Annotated in this window: 12 protein-coding genes; 7 read left to right on the forward strand and 5 right to left on the reverse strand. The window is 70.2% G+C overall.

The genetic code is table 11. From position 1 onward, the window contains the following. Window positions 1-17: 17 nt before the first annotated feature. Window positions 18-1679 carry a DEAD/DEAH box helicase gene (locus ORI60_RS13690; RefSeq protein WP_266037592.1) on the forward strand — a complete coding sequence of 554 codons (1662 nt, stop codon included), beginning with the start codon at window positions 18-20 and terminating at the stop codon, window positions 1677-1679. Window positions 1680-1866: 187 nt separating this feature from the next. Here the strand turns inward: ORI60_RS13690 and ORI60_RS13695 are convergent, their stop codons facing one another. The 5 genes from ORI60_RS13695 to ORI60_RS13715 form a co-directional block, all read right to left on the reverse strand. Then, window positions 1867-2604: a methyltransferase domain-containing protein gene (locus tag ORI60_RS13695; protein WP_266037593.1), complete on the reverse strand. Its 738-nt coding sequence runs from the start codon at window positions 2602-2604 to the stop codon at window positions 1867-1869. 218 nt (window positions 2605-2822) lie between these two features. Beyond that, window positions 2823-6215 carry a S8 family serine peptidase gene (locus tag ORI60_RS13700; protein WP_266037594.1) on the reverse strand — a complete coding sequence of 1131 codons (3393 nt, stop codon included), beginning with the start codon at window positions 6213-6215 and terminating at the stop codon, window positions 2823-2825. Between the two features lie 70 nt (window positions 6216-6285). Further along, window positions 6286-6684 (reverse strand): VOC family protein, encoded by a 399-nt coding sequence (locus ORI60_RS13705; protein WP_266037595.1) that lies wholly within the window; start codon window positions 6682-6684, stop codon window positions 6286-6288. After that, window positions 6681-7481, reverse strand: a complete 801-nt coding sequence (locus tag ORI60_RS13710; RefSeq protein ID WP_266037596.1) for a helix-turn-helix domain-containing protein — start codon at window positions 7479-7481, stop codon at window positions 6681-6683. Before ORI60_RS13710 ends, ORI60_RS13705 begins: the two co-directional genes overlap by 4 nt. A 10-nt stretch (window positions 7482-7491) precedes the next feature. Then, window positions 7492-8466, reverse strand: coding sequence for an ROK family transcriptional regulator (locus ORI60_RS13715; protein ID WP_266037598.1), 975 nt, complete (start codon window positions 8464-8466; stop codon window positions 7492-7494). Between the two features lie 38 nt (window positions 8467-8504). Here ORI60_RS13715 and ORI60_RS13720 point away from each other — a divergent pair, with 38 nt between their 5' ends. The 6 genes from ORI60_RS13720 to ORI60_RS13745 all read left to right on the forward strand — a co-directional run bounded on the left by ORI60_RS13720 (window position 8505) and on the right by ORI60_RS13745 (window position 16353). Continuing rightward, the gene (locus ORI60_RS13720) at window positions 8505-9512 is read left to right on the forward strand and encodes a Gfo/Idh/MocA family oxidoreductase (RefSeq protein WP_266037600.1); all 1008 of its coding nucleotides are present in this window, start codon (window positions 8505-8507) and stop codon (window positions 9510-9512) included. Beyond that, complete coding sequence (locus ORI60_RS13725; protein ID WP_266037601.1) at window positions 9509-9976, forward strand: heme-degrading domain-containing protein; 468 nt, start codon at window positions 9509-9511, stop codon at window positions 9974-9976. Before ORI60_RS13720 ends, ORI60_RS13725 begins: the two co-directional genes overlap by 4 nt. A gap of 357 nt (window positions 9977-10333) precedes the next feature. Continuing rightward, window positions 10334-11740, forward strand: coding sequence for a family 2B encapsulin nanocompartment shell protein (locus ORI60_RS13730; RefSeq protein WP_266037602.1), 1407 nt, complete (start codon window positions 10334-10336; stop codon window positions 11738-11740). Window positions 11741-11743: 3 nt separating this feature from the next. Further along, window positions 11744-13867, forward strand: coding sequence for a terpene synthase family protein (locus ORI60_RS13735; RefSeq protein ID WP_266037603.1), 2124 nt, complete (start codon window positions 11744-11746; stop codon window positions 13865-13867). 36 nt (window positions 13868-13903) lie between these two features. Beyond that, window positions 13904-15304: a family 2B encapsulin nanocompartment shell protein gene (locus tag ORI60_RS13740; RefSeq protein ID WP_266037604.1), complete on the forward strand. Its 1401-nt coding sequence runs from the start codon at window positions 13904-13906 to the stop codon at window positions 15302-15304. 14 nt (window positions 15305-15318) lie between these two features. Further along, window positions 15319-16353: a family 2 encapsulin nanocompartment cargo protein polyprenyl transferase gene (locus ORI60_RS13745; protein WP_266037605.1), complete on the forward strand. Its 1035-nt coding sequence runs from the start codon at window positions 15319-15321 to the stop codon at window positions 16351-16353. Window positions 16354-16356 lie beyond the last annotated feature (3 nt).

Here is a 16356-nt window from a genome sequence, read left to right on the forward strand (position 1 = left end):
GGGGGAAGATACTCCCCATGACCACCGCCGACAACGGTTTCGCCGACCTGGGGCTGCGCTCCGACATCCTCAACGCACTCACCACGCTGGGCTACGAGGAGCCGACGCCGATCCAGAGCGAAGCGATCCCGCCACTGCTCGCGGGCAACGACCTGCTGGGCCAGGCGGCCACGGGCACGGGCAAGACGGCGGCGTTCGCGCTGCCGCTGCTCGAGCGCATCGCCGACAAGATCGGCAAGGGTGAGAAGCCGCTGGCCCTCGTCCTCGCGCCGACCCGTGAACTCGCCGTGCAGGTGTCCGAGGCGGTCCACCGCTACGGCCGCCACATGGGCGCCCGCGTGCTGCCCATCTACGGCGGCCAGCCGATCGGCCGCCAGCTCCGCGAGCTGTCCCGCGGCGTCGACGTGGTGGTCGCCACCCCGGGCCGCGCGATCGACCACCTCCAGCGCGGCACGCTGCAGCTGGGCGACCTGCAGGTCGTCGTGCTCGACGAGGCCGACGAGATGCTCGACATGGGCTTCGCGGAGGACATCGACGCGATCCTCAGCGAGACGCCCGCCGAGCGGCAGACCGTGCTGTTCTCGGCCACAATGCCGCCGCGCATCGACCGCATGGCCAAGAGCCACCTGCGCGAGCCGGTGCTGATCCAGATCGAGCGCGAGAAGACCGAGCCGGGCGAGGCCCCGCGCGTGCGGCAGACCGCGTACCTGGTGCGCCGCGAGCACAAGCCCGCCGCCCTCGGCCGCGTGCTGGACGTCGAGTCGCCGACCGCCGCCGTCGTCTTCTGCCGCACCCGCGACGAGGTCGACCAGCTCACCGAGACCCTGAACGGCCGCGGCTACCGCGCCGAGTCGCTGCACGGCGGCATCAGCCAGGAGCAGCGCGACCGCGTCATGTCGCGCCTGCGTTCCGGCACCGCCGACCTGCTGGTGGCCACCGACGTCGCCGCCCGCGGCCTCGACATCGAGCAGCTCACGCACGTCGTGAACTACAACGTGCCGTCCGCGCCCGAGGCGTACACGCACCGCATCGGCCGCGTGGGCCGCGCCGGCCGCGAGGGCGTCGCGATCACCCTGGTCGAGCCGCGCGAGAACTCGATGCTCAAGACGATCGAGCGCGTCACCAAGACCAAGATCCCGGTCGAGAAGGTGCCGACGGTCGCCGACCTGCGCGCCCGCCAGCTGGAGCTCACCCGCTCCTCGCTGCACGAGTCGCTGCTCGAGGACGACCTGTCGCGGTTCCGCGTCGTGGTCGAGACCCTGGCCGACGAGTTCGACGTCATGGAGATCGCGCTCGCCGCGGTCAAGCTCGCGCACGAGGCCTCGGGTGCCGCCGCCGACGAGGAGGAGATCCCCGAGGTGCGCCCGCGTGAGGACCGCCCGCGCCGCGACGGTGCCCCGGCCGGTCCGCGCCGCGAGCGCCGTGGCCCGTCCGAGGGCATGACCAGGCTGTTCCTGGGTGCCGGTCGTTCGTCGGGCATCCGCCCGCAGGACATCGTCGGCGCGATCACCGGCGAGACGGGCCTGAAGGGCCGCGACATCGGCGCGATCGAGATCGCCGACAGGTTCTCGCTCGTCGAGGTGCCGGGCCAGTCCGCGAACGACGTGATCGAGCAGCTGCGCGACGCGACGATCAAGGGCAAGCGCGTGACGATCCGCCGCGAGCGCCAGCCCCGCTAGTCAGGACAGCGACGCGGCCCCCTCCCGAAGTTATGGAGGGGGCCGCGTCGCTTTTCGGATCAGGTCCCGATGTGGCTCGGTCCTCAAGCGGTACGAAGAGATCACGCGGCAGAACCGCCCATTTCGCGGAGCTGGCACGGAAGCGGGAGGTCCGGGTGGATACGCTCGGCGCTGGCAGGCCTGATCATCAGGGCTTGCGAGCCTCGACCAGGAACCGCCTCGACGTGCACACGAACTCCCCGTGCTCCCGGATGTGCGCGTGCATGTCCAGGAGCCGGTCCCGATACCCCTCCACCGTGAACCCGGGAACGGTCCACAGCACCTTGCGCAGGAAGTGCACGACCGCGGCAACGTCGAAGAACGCCACCCGCAGCGCCACCGGCTCCAGCCGCAGCACCTCCAACCCGGCAGCCTCGGCATCAGCACGAGCCCGCGACACCCCACGGGCCTCACCCACCGGCTGCGGCCCCATCATGAAGTCGGTGAGCTCCCGGTTCGTGCCGGCCCCGATCTGCTGCGAGAAGTAGGCCCCACCAGACCGCAGCACCCGCGCGACTTCGCCCCACGGCGTCACCACGGGATGCCGCGAGATCACCAGGTCGAACGAGGAAGCCCGGAACGGCAGCGGGCCGCCGTCCGCCGCGCGCACCACGAACGGCAGGTTCTTCGAGGCGACCAGGGCGTTCGGCGGCCACGACTCGGTGGCGACCATCATCGGCGGCAACACCGGGGCCGACGCCGTCACCTCTCCCCCGCCGGTCTGCAGGTCGAGAGCCGATGAGACCGCTCCCAGCCGCGCGGCGATCAGGGAGGCGTAGCCCCACGGTGGGCGCTCCTCGGTGGCACGGCCCTCGAACCACGAGAAGTCCCAGCCCTCCAGCGGCACGGCCGCGCCCTCGGCCACCAGCTCCTCGAACGTCCCCATGGCTGGAATGCCACCACAGACGCGCCGAACCGGCCACCGAGATTGGCGGCACCTGCCCCGGTCACTGAGACGCCGCGTCCCTGGTTCGTCTCGCGCACGGCGGGGCAGGTGCCGCAGGGGGTTACAACGACCGAACGGCCGCGCGGTTACGCCCTAAGACGTAACACAAGCACGACCGTTCGGCCCAGTACAACAACATCACTCAGTGGGGGGAACGATCAGCGCAGGCGGTAGGCCCTCAGCACCGTCTGGTCGACCGTGTTGCCGTCCACGTCCGATGCCACCACGCGCAGCGACACGAAGCCGCCCGCCTTCCCGCCGGGAGGCACGATCGACTTCACCGGAGTCCAGGTGACGCCGTCGTCGAACGACGCGTAGGCCTGCAACGAGCGCACGGTCGTCTTCCCCGCCTGACGCGTCGCGGTGAACTTCACCGGCATCGGCGCGCCTGCCTTCCCGCTGTTGCGCAGGTCGAGCGGCACCGAGTAGCCGACCTCCAGCAACGGCAGCTTGCCGTCGGCGGAAGCTGAGAACTCCCACGATGTTTTCACGTTGGTGGACAGCGCGAGCGAGTCGCGGGACGCGTCCAGCACGAGCTTGTACCGGCCGTCGCGGGCGGGGGCGTGGAACGAGCCCCGCCTCACGTCGGAGAAGCCCAGCGACGCACCGTCGCGGAACAGCTCCACGGAGCCGCCTCCGGTCTGCCGCCAGTTCTCCACCCAGCCCGCCCCGCCGAACGGCGAGATCCGCGTGGTGATGAGATCGCCCGCCCGTTCGACGCCACCGCCGTCGGCCCACGACACGAGTGACGGTCCGCCGAGCTGCGGCGAGGTGACGGCACGCAGGTTCGTGCGCTCGTACCTGCCGCCCGGCTGGAAGGTCACCGGCTCCACGTGCGCCCACGAGGTCGTGATCGGGTCGTCGCCGCCTCCGTACGCGCGCCCGTCGAAGCCCTCCTGGTGCCAGGTGCCCGGGGTGAAGTACTCGGTGCGCTCCGCCGGAGCGGCGAGCCGTTCGTCCAGCGTCATGCCGATGGCGCCGTCGACGACCGGGTTGTTGCGCTGGTTGACCGAGCCGTCACCGCCGGACGTGTGGTAGCGCGCCTTGACCCGCGCGAGCTCCGAGTGCCGGAGCTTCTTCACTCCGGACGGAAGCGAACCCTTGTGCGGCAGGAACAACGTGTACGAGACCGGCGAGCCCGCGATGGCCCGCACCGTGAGCTTCGCCGGTGTGACGGCCACGTGGTGCTCCGCCGCGGCGATCACCGGGATCGCCGTCTGCTCCTCGAACCCGAACGGCACCGGTCCCGCCCACAGCACCGCGGCCGCGCCGGCGTCCTTCATCGCCTGCGCGACCTCGTAGACGTCCTCGCCGGCGGTCCTGACGAGAGCGAGCTTGCCGCGCACGTCCGAACCGCGTTCGGCCACGTCGAACCGGTGCTCGCCGGGCGGCAGGAACTTGCTGCTTTCGTAGTACCGCACCGGGAACCCGCCCGGGACCGACACGAGCGGCTGCCCGCCCTTGAGCCCGGAGTCGTAGGTCAGCTCCGGCAGCGGCGCGCCGAACGACAGGCCGTACAGCGGAACGCGGCCGTCGATGATGCTCGCGACGCCGCTGATCTTGCCGGGCGCGAAGGGCACGCGCAGCTGGGCGTCGCGGTACCAGACCACCGAGTCGCGCTCGGGCAGTTCGACGCCGATCTGCCCGGCCTGCCTGGCGTCCAGCGTCACGGACACGTCCGCCGCCAGCGAGACGCGGCCGGCCACCTCGGTCGCGGCGACCGGCACGAACCAGTCGTAGTTCGGCGTCAGCTCGTCGATGCGGCCGAGCACCGCGTAGTCCGCGACGGGCAGCCGCGCCGAGCCGGTGCCGTCCGGCCCGATGCTGAGCACCGACGCCTCCTTCGTCGTCATGTTGACCACGACGGCGAACTCGTTCGGGACGGGCTTGCCGTCACGGCCGATCATCGACAACGTCAGCGCGTGCCGTTCCTCCTGCACGTACGCGCCGACGGAGGTGGTCAGTTCGACGCCCGCCCCGGATGCCTTGACGTGCCCGAAGAAGGTGCCGTTGCCCTTGCGCGGGTCGAGCACGACGTCGACCGCGACGCTGCCCCGCGCCGGCACGGTCACCGACGACGGCACGGAGAAGTCCGCGCCGAGGTCGTGCCGCAGCGTCAGCGGAACCGGTTCGTCGCTCGCGTTGGAGTACGTGATCGTCTTCGTGACCGTCTTGGTGTGCGGCCATTCCAGCAGCCCGAACGACAGGCTTCCGGCGGAGGCCCGGACCTGCTGGGTCACCGCGCGGCCGACGTCGAGCAGGCCGGTGCCGACGCTCACGGGAGAGTCCGCGACCGGTTTCACCGTCGCCATCAGGTGGGCCTTGAGCTCGGCCGCGGTCCAGGACGGGTTGCGCTGCGCCAGCACCGCCGCCGCGCCCGCGACGTGCGGCGCGGCCATCGACGTGCCGGTCAGCCGCGCGTGCAGGTCGTCGACGGCGTGTTCCCACAGGGTGTTCTCGGCGCGGGCGGCCACGATGTCCGTGCCCGGCGCGGCGATGTCCGGCTTGACCGCGAAGTCGCCCAGCCGCGGGCCGCGCGACGACATCTCCTCCACCGCGCCCTGCTTGGTCAGGTTCGCCACGGCGAGCGCCGAGTCCGCGACGGCCGGCGAGGACACCTTGCGGAACGTCCCCGCGTTGCCCGCCGCGACCACGAAGAGCGCGCCGGTCTCGGCGGTGAGCTCCTCGACCTTGCGGGACAACGGGTCCGAGCCGTCGGACTGGTCACCGCCCAGCGACATGTTGACGACCTTGGCCCCGACCTCGCGCGCCGCCCACTCCATGCCGGCGATCACCGCGCTGTCGAAGCAGTACGAGGCCTCGCAGACCCGGCCCACGGCAAGGGAAGCGCCCTTCGCGACACCGACGTGCCGGCTGCCACGACCGGCGACCGTGGCCGCGACGTGCGTGCCGTGACCGATGTCGTCCTGGATGCCGGACGGCGTGAAGTCCTTCGACACGGAGACGACGCCCGCGAGCTCCGGGTGGTTGCGGTCGTACCCGGTGTCGAGCACGGCGACCGTGACACCGGTGCCGTCGAACCCGCCCTGCCACGCGGCCGGCGCACCCACCATCGGCACGCTCTCGGTCAGCGAGATCTGCGACTTGCCGTCGAGCCACAGCTTCTCGGCACGCAACGCGCTCGTGCGCCGCGCCGTCCACTGCCGCGCCGCGTCCTTCTTGGCCACCGCGCCCGCCGCCCGGAAACCGCTGTTCAGCAAGGGGATCCGGTCGATCTTGTCGTCCGTGTACCCGTAGGCGTGCAACGACGTGACGTCGAAGAAGCGCTTGTCGACGCGATCCTGCCCCACCGCGTCGACGGCGTCCGCCGGCACCACGTACTGGTGGCCGTTCTGCACGTACTGGGCGAACTGCACGCCGGGCCGTCCCTCGACCCGGACGAGCTCACCACGCGCGTCGACGACGACCTTGTCACCGCTGATCAGCGTGATGGCCGAGGTCTTCCGCACTCCCGGCGGTTCCGCCTGCGCCGCCGCCACCGGGCTGAGCAGCCCGGCGGCGAGAGCGGTGATCACCAAACATCGTGCCAAGCGCACGTGTCCTCCCCTGGGTGTGAACCTCTCCACCCAGGAAGACTCGAGATCGCGCGCGCGGGTTGCCTCACGCTCCGCGGTAGGTGCCGAAGCTCCAGCGGTTGCCCTCGGGGTCGGCCACCGTGAAGCCGCGCGAGCCGTAGTCCTCGTCGCGCAGGCCGCGGATCTCGGTCGCCCCCCGGGCCAGCGACCGCGCGTGGATCTCGTCGGGCCGGTCGGTCACCACGTAGATCGATCCGGCGCCGGCCCGCGTGGCCTCGACCTCGCCGACCGACCGCACGGCGGACCCCAGCATGACGCCGCCGCCCTCGGGCCAGACCATCTCGCAGTGCACGACCTCGCCGTCGGCCTCCCCCGGTACGACGAGGTGTTCGGAGAACCCGAACGCCTCCACGAGGAAGCGGATCGCGGCGGGAGCGTCCTGATAGGACAGGCAGGGCCAGCAGGTGGGTGCGGGTGTGCTCATGAAGGCAACTCTGCGCCCTGACCGCCCTCGCTGCCTTGTACGAATGGAAGCTCGGTCGCGATCCACTCGGTCGGGGTCGCCCCGCACAACGCCCGCCAGTCGCGGTTGAAGTGCGCCTGGTCGGTGTAGCCGCACGCCACGGCCACCTCGGTCAGCGTCGGCCGCCGTTCTCCCCGCAGCATCCGGTTCGCCCGCTCGAACCGCATCACCCGGCCCATGACCTTGGGCGTGAGCCCGTACTCGGCCGCGAACCGCGCGCTCAGGTGCTGCCGGCTCCACCCGACCTCGGCGGCGATCTCGCCCACCGCCGCCCCCGCCGCGAGGCGCTGCCACGCCCACGCCACCTCGACCTGCTGCCGCACCGGCCTGACCAGCCCGCCCAGCACCTCGTCCAGGAGCGCGAACCGGTCCGTCCACGTCGGCGCGTCCCGCAGCCGTTCACGCAGCTCACCGGCGGGAGCGTCGAGCGAGCCGAGCTCCACGGTCATCGCCGCCAGCTCACCCGCCGGCACGCCGAAGAACGCCCGCATCCCCAGCGGCGTGAGGTCGCACTGCACGCCGTGCTGGAAGCCGTTGTGCGTGATCATCACGGCCTCGTCGTGCAACCCGCCGCACAGCGCGGCGAACCGGCCCTCGGGCAGGTCGACCGTGCCGTCCACCGTCACCACGAGGGTGAGCGAGCGCGACGGCAGGCCGCGGTGGACGCCGGGTTCGGTGCGCATCCGATACCCGGAGTACCGCGTCACGAACGGCCTCAGCCGCGGGTGCGGCAGGCCGACGACGTGCTGGACGTCCACGAACTTGATGCTAGAGCAACTCACCCAGGACGAGCAGCCCTGCGCCGACGGGCACCAGGTCAGGACCGTACGACGTGACGCTGACGTCCACGTCCGGCATCGCCCGCAGGTACAGGCCGGGCGACTCCAGCACCTTCCGTCCACTCAGGACGATCTGGTCGAGGTCGAGCAGCTGCACCAGGTTCGTCACCGCGGCGGCGAGCACCCGCGCCGCCTCGACGCCCGTGCTGGCGGCGTGCACCGCCTCGACGCACCCGCGCCGCCCGCAGACGCACAGCGGTCCGTCGAGCTGGATCGTCGTGTGCCCGAACTCGCCCGCGCCCGACCGCGCGCCGCGGTACACCTCCCCTCCGAGGAGCAGCCCCACGCCCAGACCGGTGCCCACGAACACCAGCGCCGCGTCCCGCAACGGTCTGCGCCACGCCTCGGCGAGCACGGCGGCGTTGGTGTCCTTGTCCACGACGACCGGCAGCCCGAGCCGTTGTTCGGCCAGCGCCTTCAACGGGACCGACGACCAGCCCGGGAGCCCGTTCGGCGACACCACCCCGTCGCGGTGCTCCAGCGGACCGGCGATGCCGATGCCGAGCCCCAGCACCGCGTCCCCGGCCTCGACCAGCGAGGCGAGGGCGTCCAGCACGTCGCCGGGCGTGAACATCGGGGCCAGCGGTACGACCGACGCCGACACCACCTCGCCGGTCAGGTCCAGCTTCACCACCCGCAGTTCGTCGCGGTCGACGTAGGCGCCGTACGCGTACGCCCCGCCGGGCACGAGCCGCAGCGACATGCGGGGCTTGCCGCGGCCGCCGTCGCGGACGGCGCCGGTCTCCTCCAGCAGGCCGGCCGACATGAGCCGCGCCACGATCTTCGAGATCGCCTGCGGGGTCAGTCCTGTCTCCGCGGCGAGAGAAGCCCTGCTCAGCGCCCCGGAGCGGACGAGCCTGAGCACCGTCCTGTCGTTGTGCGAGCGCAGTGAGGTGAGGTCCACGGTCGCAATTATTCAACAGCGTTGCTTTAATCGGAAGCATGACTCGAGTCGGACTTCTGGGCTACGGCATCGCGGGGCGGGTCTTCCACGCCCCGCTGATCTCCTCCACCGAGGGCATGGACCTCGTCGCGATCGTCACGGCGAACCCGGAGCGGCAGGCGCAGGCCCGTGCCGAACACCCGGACGCGAAGATCGTCGGCGCCGACGAGCTGTTCGAGCTGGACCTCGACCTGATCGTCGTGGCCACGCCGAACAGGACGCACGTCGAGTACGCGAAGCGGGCCATCGCGAAGGGCGTCGCGGTCGTCGTCGACAAGCCGTTCGCGCCGACCTCCGCCGAAGCCGAGGAGCTCGTGGCCGCCGCGCGGGCCGCGCGAGTGCCGCTCACGGTCTTCCAGAACCGCCGCTGGGACAGCGACTTCCTCACCGTCCGCGAGATCGCCGGCAGGCTGGGCGAGGTGCGGCGGTTCGAGTCCCGCTTCGAGCGCTGGGTGCCGGAGATCTGGGACAACTGGCGCGAGTTCGGCGATCCCGAGGAGGCGGGCGGCCTGCTCTACGACCTCGGCGCGCACCTCGTCGACCAGGCGCTGCAGCTGTTCGGGCCGGTCAGGAGCGTCTACGCGGAACTCGACCGCCGCCGCCCCGGTGCCCAGGTGGACGACGACGTGTTCGTGGCGCTGACGCACGAGAACGGCGTCCGCTCCCACCTGTGGGCCAACGCGCACGCGGCGAACACCGGACCTCGCTTCCGCCTGCTCGGCAGCGAGGGCGCGTTCGAGATCAGCGGCCTGGACGAGCAGGAGGACGCGCTCGGCGCCGGCCGCCGCCCGACCGATCCGGACTGGGGGCACGAGGAGCGCACCGGGCGACTCGGCATCCTCGGCGAGACCACCGAGATCGCCGTCGAACCCGGCGCTTACCAGCACTTCTACGCCGAGCTGAGCGCCGGCCGGATCCCCGTCGACCCCGCGGGCGCCGTGCACGCGCTGCGGGTCATCGAAGCCGCTTTCCTTTCCGCACACGAGAACAAGGTGGTCGAACTGTGAACTCCGAAGAGCTTCTCGCCCAGGAACGGCGGCTGCAGTTCAGCCGGTTCGGCAACGACGTCGCGATCGAGCTCGGCCTGCACCTGCTCGACGCCGCGCGCGAGCAGGGCCTGCCGATCGCGATCTCGGTGCGGCGCAACGGACACCGCCTCTTCCACGCCTCGCTGCCCGGCACCGCGCCGGACAACGACAGGTGGCTGGAGCGCAAGGCGCGCGTCGTCGAGCTGTTCGGCCACAGCTCGTTCTACGTCGGCACGACGTTCCGCGAGAAGGGGTCGACGTTCGAGGCGGAGTCCGGTCTCGACCAGGAGCTGTACGCGGCGCACGGTGGCGTCTTCCCCGTGCTCCTGCGCGGAACCGGCCCGATCGGCACCGTCGGCGTCTCCGGCCTGCCCCAGGCGGAGGACCACGCGTTCGTCGTGACTCAGCTGGAATCGTTCCTGAACTCACGTGACGCACAATGACACGAATAGTCGTTGGTACAAATTGATACACACCACTTCGAGTGGATTCTCCCCACTCGAAGTGGTGTCGTATAACATCTATACAACACGGCCCGGCGCACACAAAAGAGTGATCCTACTGGGCCAAACGAGTGGCTTATTCCACGCTATTCCGAATAGCACAGCGATCACTCTCCTGCTGACGCGAGCACGCTCGGATAAGGCAGAAGTTGTACGCTCCGTAGCATCAACAGGCGCAAACCACCCACCCGAATGTCGCCTTTTTGGCCCCTTCACAGCCATCAGCGGTGCGAACTAACGTCCATTCCGGCTTAACGGTTTGGTCCATTAGCGCATTGAGATAGGTGGGTACCGGTTGTGACTGTGACGGATTCTGACCTCACTGAGGGCCGTCAGCAGCTGAGTTTGGGCACGGCCGCCGCACGAAATCTGGCCACTACCACCAAGTCCGTCCCGCAGATGCAGGGAATCACTTCCCGCTGGCTGCTCAAGGTGCTCCCCTGGGTGCAGGCCGCGGGTGGTGCGTACCGCGTCAACCGGCGCCTCACCTACACGCTGGGCGATGGCCGCGTCTCCTTCACGAACATCGGCGCCGACATCCGCGTCGTGCCGATGGAGCTCACCGAGCTGGCTCTGCTCAAGGGCTTCGACGACGAGGCGGTCCTCGCCGCCCTCGCCGGCCGCTTCACGCAGCAGGAGTTCGGCATCGGCGAGGTCATCGTCGAGAAGGGCCGCCCGAAGGACACCCTCGTGCTGATCGCGCACGGCAAGGTGGACAAGGTCGGCACCGGTGAGTACGGCGGCGAGACCGTGCTCGGCAACCTCGCCGACGGCCAGTACTTCGGCGAGACCGTGCTGGCGGGGCCGCAGGGCGAGTGGGAGTACACCGCCAAGGCCGTCACGCCGGTCACCGTGCTCACGCTGTCGTGGAACGACTTCCAGGCGCTCAACGGGGAAGCGGGCGGCCTGCGCGCACACATCCAGCAGGCGTTCAACAGCCGCAACAAGCCGCAGGACGAGTACGGCGAGGCCGAGATCGGCATGGCGTCCGGTCACGAGGGCGAGCCCGTCCTGCCCGGCACGTTCGTCGACTACGAGGTCTCGCCGCGCGAGTACGAGCTGAGCGTCGCCCAGACCGTGCTGCGGGTCCACACCCGTGTCGCGGACCTCTACAACAAGCCGATGGACCAGGTCGAGCAGCAGCTGCGGCTCACGATCGAGGCCCTGCGCGAACGCCAGGAGCACGAGATCGTCAACAACAGGTCGTTCGGCCTGCTGCACAACGCGGACCTCAAGCAGCGCATCCACACCCGCACCGGCCCGCCCACCCCGGACGACTTCGACGAGCTGCTGTCGATCGTGTGGAAGGACCCCGGGTACTTCCTCGCGCACCCGCGCACGATCGCCGCGTTCGGCCGCGAGCTCAACAAGCGGGGCCTCTACCCGCAGCACATCGACTTCAACGGCCAGCAGGTGCCGGCCTGGCGCGGCATCCCCGTGCTGCCGTGCAACAAGATCCCGATCTCCGACACCCGCACGTCGTCGGTGATGCTGATCCGCACCGGCGAGCAGAACCAGGGCGTCATCGGCCTGCACCAGACCGGCATCCCGGACGAGTACCAGCCGGGCCTGTCCGTGCGGTTCATGGGCATCAACGACCAGGCGATCATCAACTACCTGGTCAGCGCCTACTACTCCGCCGCCATCATGGTGCCGGACGCGATCGGTGTGCTGGAGCACGTCGAGCTCGGCCGCGAGGGATAGGTCTTGGCCTCCTTCACCATGCCGGAGTTCTACGTGCCCCACCCGGCGCGGATGAACCCGCACCTCGAACGCGCCCGCGCCCACTCGACGCAGTGGGCGCGGGACATGGGGATGCTCGACACCGGGGTGTGGACCGACGAGATCCTCGCGGGCGACGACTACGGGCACATGTGCGCGTGGACCCATCCGGACGCGCCCGCGGAGATCCTCGACCTCATCACGGACTGGTACGTCTGGGTCTTCTACTTCGACGACGAGTTCTTCGCGGAGTTCAAGCAGAGCAAGGACGTGGCGGGCGCGAAGGCGTATCTCGACCGGTTGCCGGCGTTCATGCCCCTCAACGGCACGGACCCGTGGCCGGAGCCGCGGAACCCGACCGAACGCGGTCTCGTCGACCTGTGGCAGCGGACGATTCCACTGATGTCGCAGGACTGGCGGCGCCGGTTCACCACGAGCACCCACAACCTGCTGCTCGAGTGCATGTGGGAGATCAAGAACATCGAGAGCGGCACGGTCGCCAACCCGATCGAGTACATCGAGATGCGCCGCAAGGTCGGCGGCGCACCGTGGTCGGCGAACCTGGTGGAGGTCTCCGAGTCGGCCGAGGTGCCCGCGTCCGTCGCGGGCACCCGGCCCCTGCGGGTGCTGTCCGACACGTTCTCCGACGCGATCCACCTGCGCAACGACATCTTCTCGTACGAGCGGGAAGTGCTGCGGGAGGGCGAGAACTCCAACGGGGTGCTCGTGTTCGAGAAGTTCTTCGGCCACGACACGCAGACCGCCGTCGAGGCCGTGAACACCCTGCTGACCTCGCGGCTGCACCAGTTCGAGAACACGGTCTTCACCGAGCTGCCGCAGCTGTTCGCCGAGAACGCCTTGACGCCGGACGACCAGGCCCGCGTGCTCAAGTACGTGAAGGGCCTGCAGGACTGGCAGTCCGGCGGCCACGAGTGGCACCTGCACGCGGGCCGCTACACCAAATCAGATCATTCCGGGGTGGACGGAGGAGCCGGCAACTCGGCGTTCTTCCGCACGATCCTGCGGGGGCCGACCGGTCTGGGCACCTCCGCGGCGTGGCTGGGGGGTCCCGTGATTGAGATCCCCTCGTTCGACATGCCCTTCTCCGCAAGGCTTTCACCGCACGTCGACCGCGTCCGGCAGCACACCAGGACGTGGGTGCGGGACATGGGCATGCTCGGCGGTGTGCCGTGGACCGAGGCGTTCTACGACACCGCGGACTACGGCGGCTTCGGTCCGCTGACCCACCCGACGGCCTCCCTGGAAGACCTGAAGCACATCAACGACTGGCACGCGTGGGGCTTCTTCGTGAGCGACGCGTTCCGGGACGGTTTCCTCCGGCCGCGCGACGTCGTGGGAGGCAAGGCGTTCGTGGCGGCGTTGAAGTCGGTGCTGAACGGCTCGGCGCCCTCGCCGAACCCGGCGGAGAGGGGCCTGGCCGACCTGGTCTCGCGGTCCACCCTGGACGACGAGGACCGGGAACACCTCACCGAGTTCTTCGACGCGTTGCTGTGGGAGGCGCACAACACGGCGCAGGGCCGGGTGCCCGACCCGATCGACCTCGTGGAGATGCGGCGCCGGTCGATCGCCGCGGAGCTGTCCGCGAAGCTCGCGCGCAAGTCCGTCGGCGCCGATCTGCCCGCGGAGTTGTTGCGCAACAGCACGATGCGGGCGCTCGTCGACTCGTTCGGCGACGTTCCCGCGCTGCGCCAGGAGATCGTCGGCTTCGACCACGCCTACGCCACCGGCGCCAGCACGACCAGCGCGGTGCTCGCGGTGCGGCAGTTCTTCGACTGCGACCTCCCACAGGCCGTCTCGGTCGTGGCCGACCTGATCAGCGCCCGGCTGCGGCAGATCGGCTCGATCATCGGCGAGCTGCCGTCCCTCGCCGACGAGTACGGCCTCGACGCGGAGGCCAAGGCCGGGCTGCACCGGTACGTCGAAGCCCTCAAGTCCTGGCTGGCCGGAGAAGTGCTGTGGACGCAGCGCACCGGCAGGTACAGCCGCTCCCCGGTCCCCACCCGGAAGTCGTTCCACGCCCCGTCGGGCCTCGGCACGCAGTCGCTCCACGTCCGGCCGCAAGGGCGCGGCCGGGTCGCCGTTCGCTAGTTCCATCCCAGCACCAACAGATTGGCAGGACTTCCAGTGACTGTTACCGATCCGGGCCTTGGGGTCGAGGGCGGGCAGCTGAGCCTTTCGACGAAGGCGGCCCGCAACCTCTCGTCGACCACCAAGTCCGCACCGCAGATGCAGGGGATCTCACCCCGGTGGCTGCTGCGCATGCTGCCCTGGGTCGAGGCCAAGGGTGGTGCGTTCCGTGTCAACCGCCGGCTCACGTTCGCGATCGGCGACGGCCGGGTCACCTTCACGTCCGTGGGTTCCGAGGTGCGGATCGTGCCGCAGGAGCTCGCGGAGTTCAAGCTGCTGCGCGGTTTTGAGGACGAGGCGGCGCTGACCGCCGTCGCGAACCGCTTCGAGCAGCGCGAGTACCTGCCGGGCGAGGTGATCTCGCACCGCGGCGAGTCCGTCGACGAGATCATCGTCATCGCGCACGGCAAGGTCACCAAGACCGGGCGCGGCGAGTACGGCGACGACGTGGCACTGGGCACGATCGCGGACGGCGAGTACATCGGTGACGAACCGGTGCTGTCCGGCGTCGGCAAGAACTGGAGCTTCACCGCGCGCGCGTTGACGCCGACGACGGCCGTGGTGCTGTCGCGGGCCGCCTTCGCGCAGCTCAACGAGCAGATCGAACCACTGCGCGAGCACATCGCGCAGCAGCTGGCGAACCCGACGAACGCGTCGAACAAGCACGGCGAGGCCGAGATCGACATCTCGTCCGGCCACGACGGCGAGCCGGCGCTGCCCGGCACGTTCGTCGACTACGAGCTGCGGCCCCGTGAGTACGAGCTCTCGGTGGCGCAGACGATCGTGCGCGTCCACACGCGTGTGGCGGACCTCTACAGCCAGCCGATGGACCAGGTCGAGCACCAGTTGCGCCTGACCATCGAGGCCCTGCGGGAGCGGCAGGAGTCCGAGCTCATCAACAACAAGGAGTTCGGCCTGCTCGCCAACGCCGACCTCAAGCAGCGGGTCAGCACCTCCTCCGGCCCGGTGACGCCGGACGACATGGACGAGCTGATCTCGCGGCGCCGCAACACCAGGCTGATCCTGGCCCACCCCAGGGCGATCGCGGCGTTCGGCCGCCAGCTCAACAAACGCGGCCTGTACGTGCCGACCGTGGAGGTCGAGGGCAAGCAGCTGCAGTCGTGGCGCGGTGTCCCGATCGCGCCGTGCGACAAGATCCCGGTCAACAAGAACGGCACCACGTCGATCATCGCGATGCGGCTCGGCGAGGAGAAGCAGGGCGTCGTCGGCCTGCGCCAGACCGGCCTCCCGGACGAGTACGAGCCCGGCCTGAACGTGCGGTTCATGGGCATCGACGAGCACGCGATGCTCAAGTACCTCGTGTCGACGTACTACTCGGCCGCGGTGCTGGTCCCGGACGCGCTGGGCGTGCTGGAGAACGTGGAGATCGGTCTCTAGAGATGACAGCCGAGATGACCGAACCTCTCGCCGCCGGACGACCGTCCGGCGAGGTGCTCGCGTGGAGCCGGAGCCTCGTGCTCCCGGCTCTGCGCAAGGCAGTCGACCAGCTGCCGCCGTCGATGCGCACGATCGCGGAGTACCACCACGGGTGGCGCGACGAGTACGGCAACCCCGTGCTGGAGAACGGCGGCAAGGCGATCCGCCCCGCGCTGGTGCTGCTGGCGGCCGAGGCCGTCGGCGGCACCGCCGCCGACGCGGTGCCGGCGGCGGTCGCGGTGGAGCTGATCCACAACTTCTCGCTGCTGCACGACGACGTGATGGACCGCGACACGACCCGGCGCCACCGGGCGACGGCGTGGACCGTGTTCGGCGTCAACGCGGCGATCCTGGCCGGGGACGCGCTGCAGGCCCTGGCCGTGGACGTCCTCGCGGGATCGGGACATCCGCGGGCGCTCGAGGCGATCCGGACGCTGGGCGACGCCACCGTGGCGTTGCTCGAGGGCCAGGCCTACGACCTGGACTTCGAGACGCGGTCCGACGTCGAGGTGTTCGAGGTCGAGCGGATGGCGCGCGGCAAGACGGGTGCGCTTCTGGGTGCCTCCACGGCTTTGGGCGCGCTGTACGGCGGCGGGTCCGACGTGCAGGTCGAGGCGATGCGCGGGTACGGAACCGAGCTGGGCCTGGCGTTCCAGCACGTGGACGACCTGCTCGGCATCTGGGGCGACCCGGCGGTGACGGGTAAGGCGGGGCACTCGGACCTGGTGAACCGCAAGAAGTCGCTGCCCGTCGTGCGTGCCCTGACCGCCGGGGTCCCCGCGTCCGCGGAGCTCGCGTCGCTGTACTCCGGGTCGCAGGAGATGAACGCGGAAACGCTTGCGCGGGCCGCACATCTGGTCGACGAGGCCGGTGGGCGCGCCTGGAGCCAGACGCAGGCCGACGAACTGCACACGCAGGCGCTGGTTCATCTCGGCGAGGCCTCACCGACCGCGCGTGCGGCAGTGGAACTCGGCACGCTCGCCCAGCTCGTCACCCACCGAGATCACTGAATC

This window comes from Lentzea sp. NEAU-D7 (genome assembly GCF_026242055.1).
Taxonomy (GTDB): domain Bacteria; phylum Actinomycetota; class Actinomycetes; order Mycobacteriales; family Pseudonocardiaceae; genus Lentzea.

Coding starts and splice junctions, on each gene's coding strand:
- ORI60_RS13690 (WP_266037592.1), top strand. CDS start 18: ATGACCACCGCCGACAACGGTTTCGCCGACCTGGGGCTGCGCTCCGAC.
- ORI60_RS13695 (WP_266037593.1), bottom strand. CDS start 2,604: ATGGGGACGTTCGAGGAGCTGGTGGCCGAGGGCGCGGCCGTGCCGCTG.
- ORI60_RS13705 (WP_266037595.1), bottom strand. CDS start 6,684: ATGAGCACACCCGCACCCACCTGCTGGCCCTGCCTGTCCTATCAGGAC.
- ORI60_RS13720 (WP_266037600.1), top strand. CDS start 8,505: ATGACTCGAGTCGGACTTCTGGGCTACGGCATCGCGGGGCGGGTCTTC.
- ORI60_RS13745 (WP_266037605.1), top strand. CDS start 15,319: ATGACCGAACCTCTCGCCGCCGGACGACCGTCCGGCGAGGTGCTCGCG.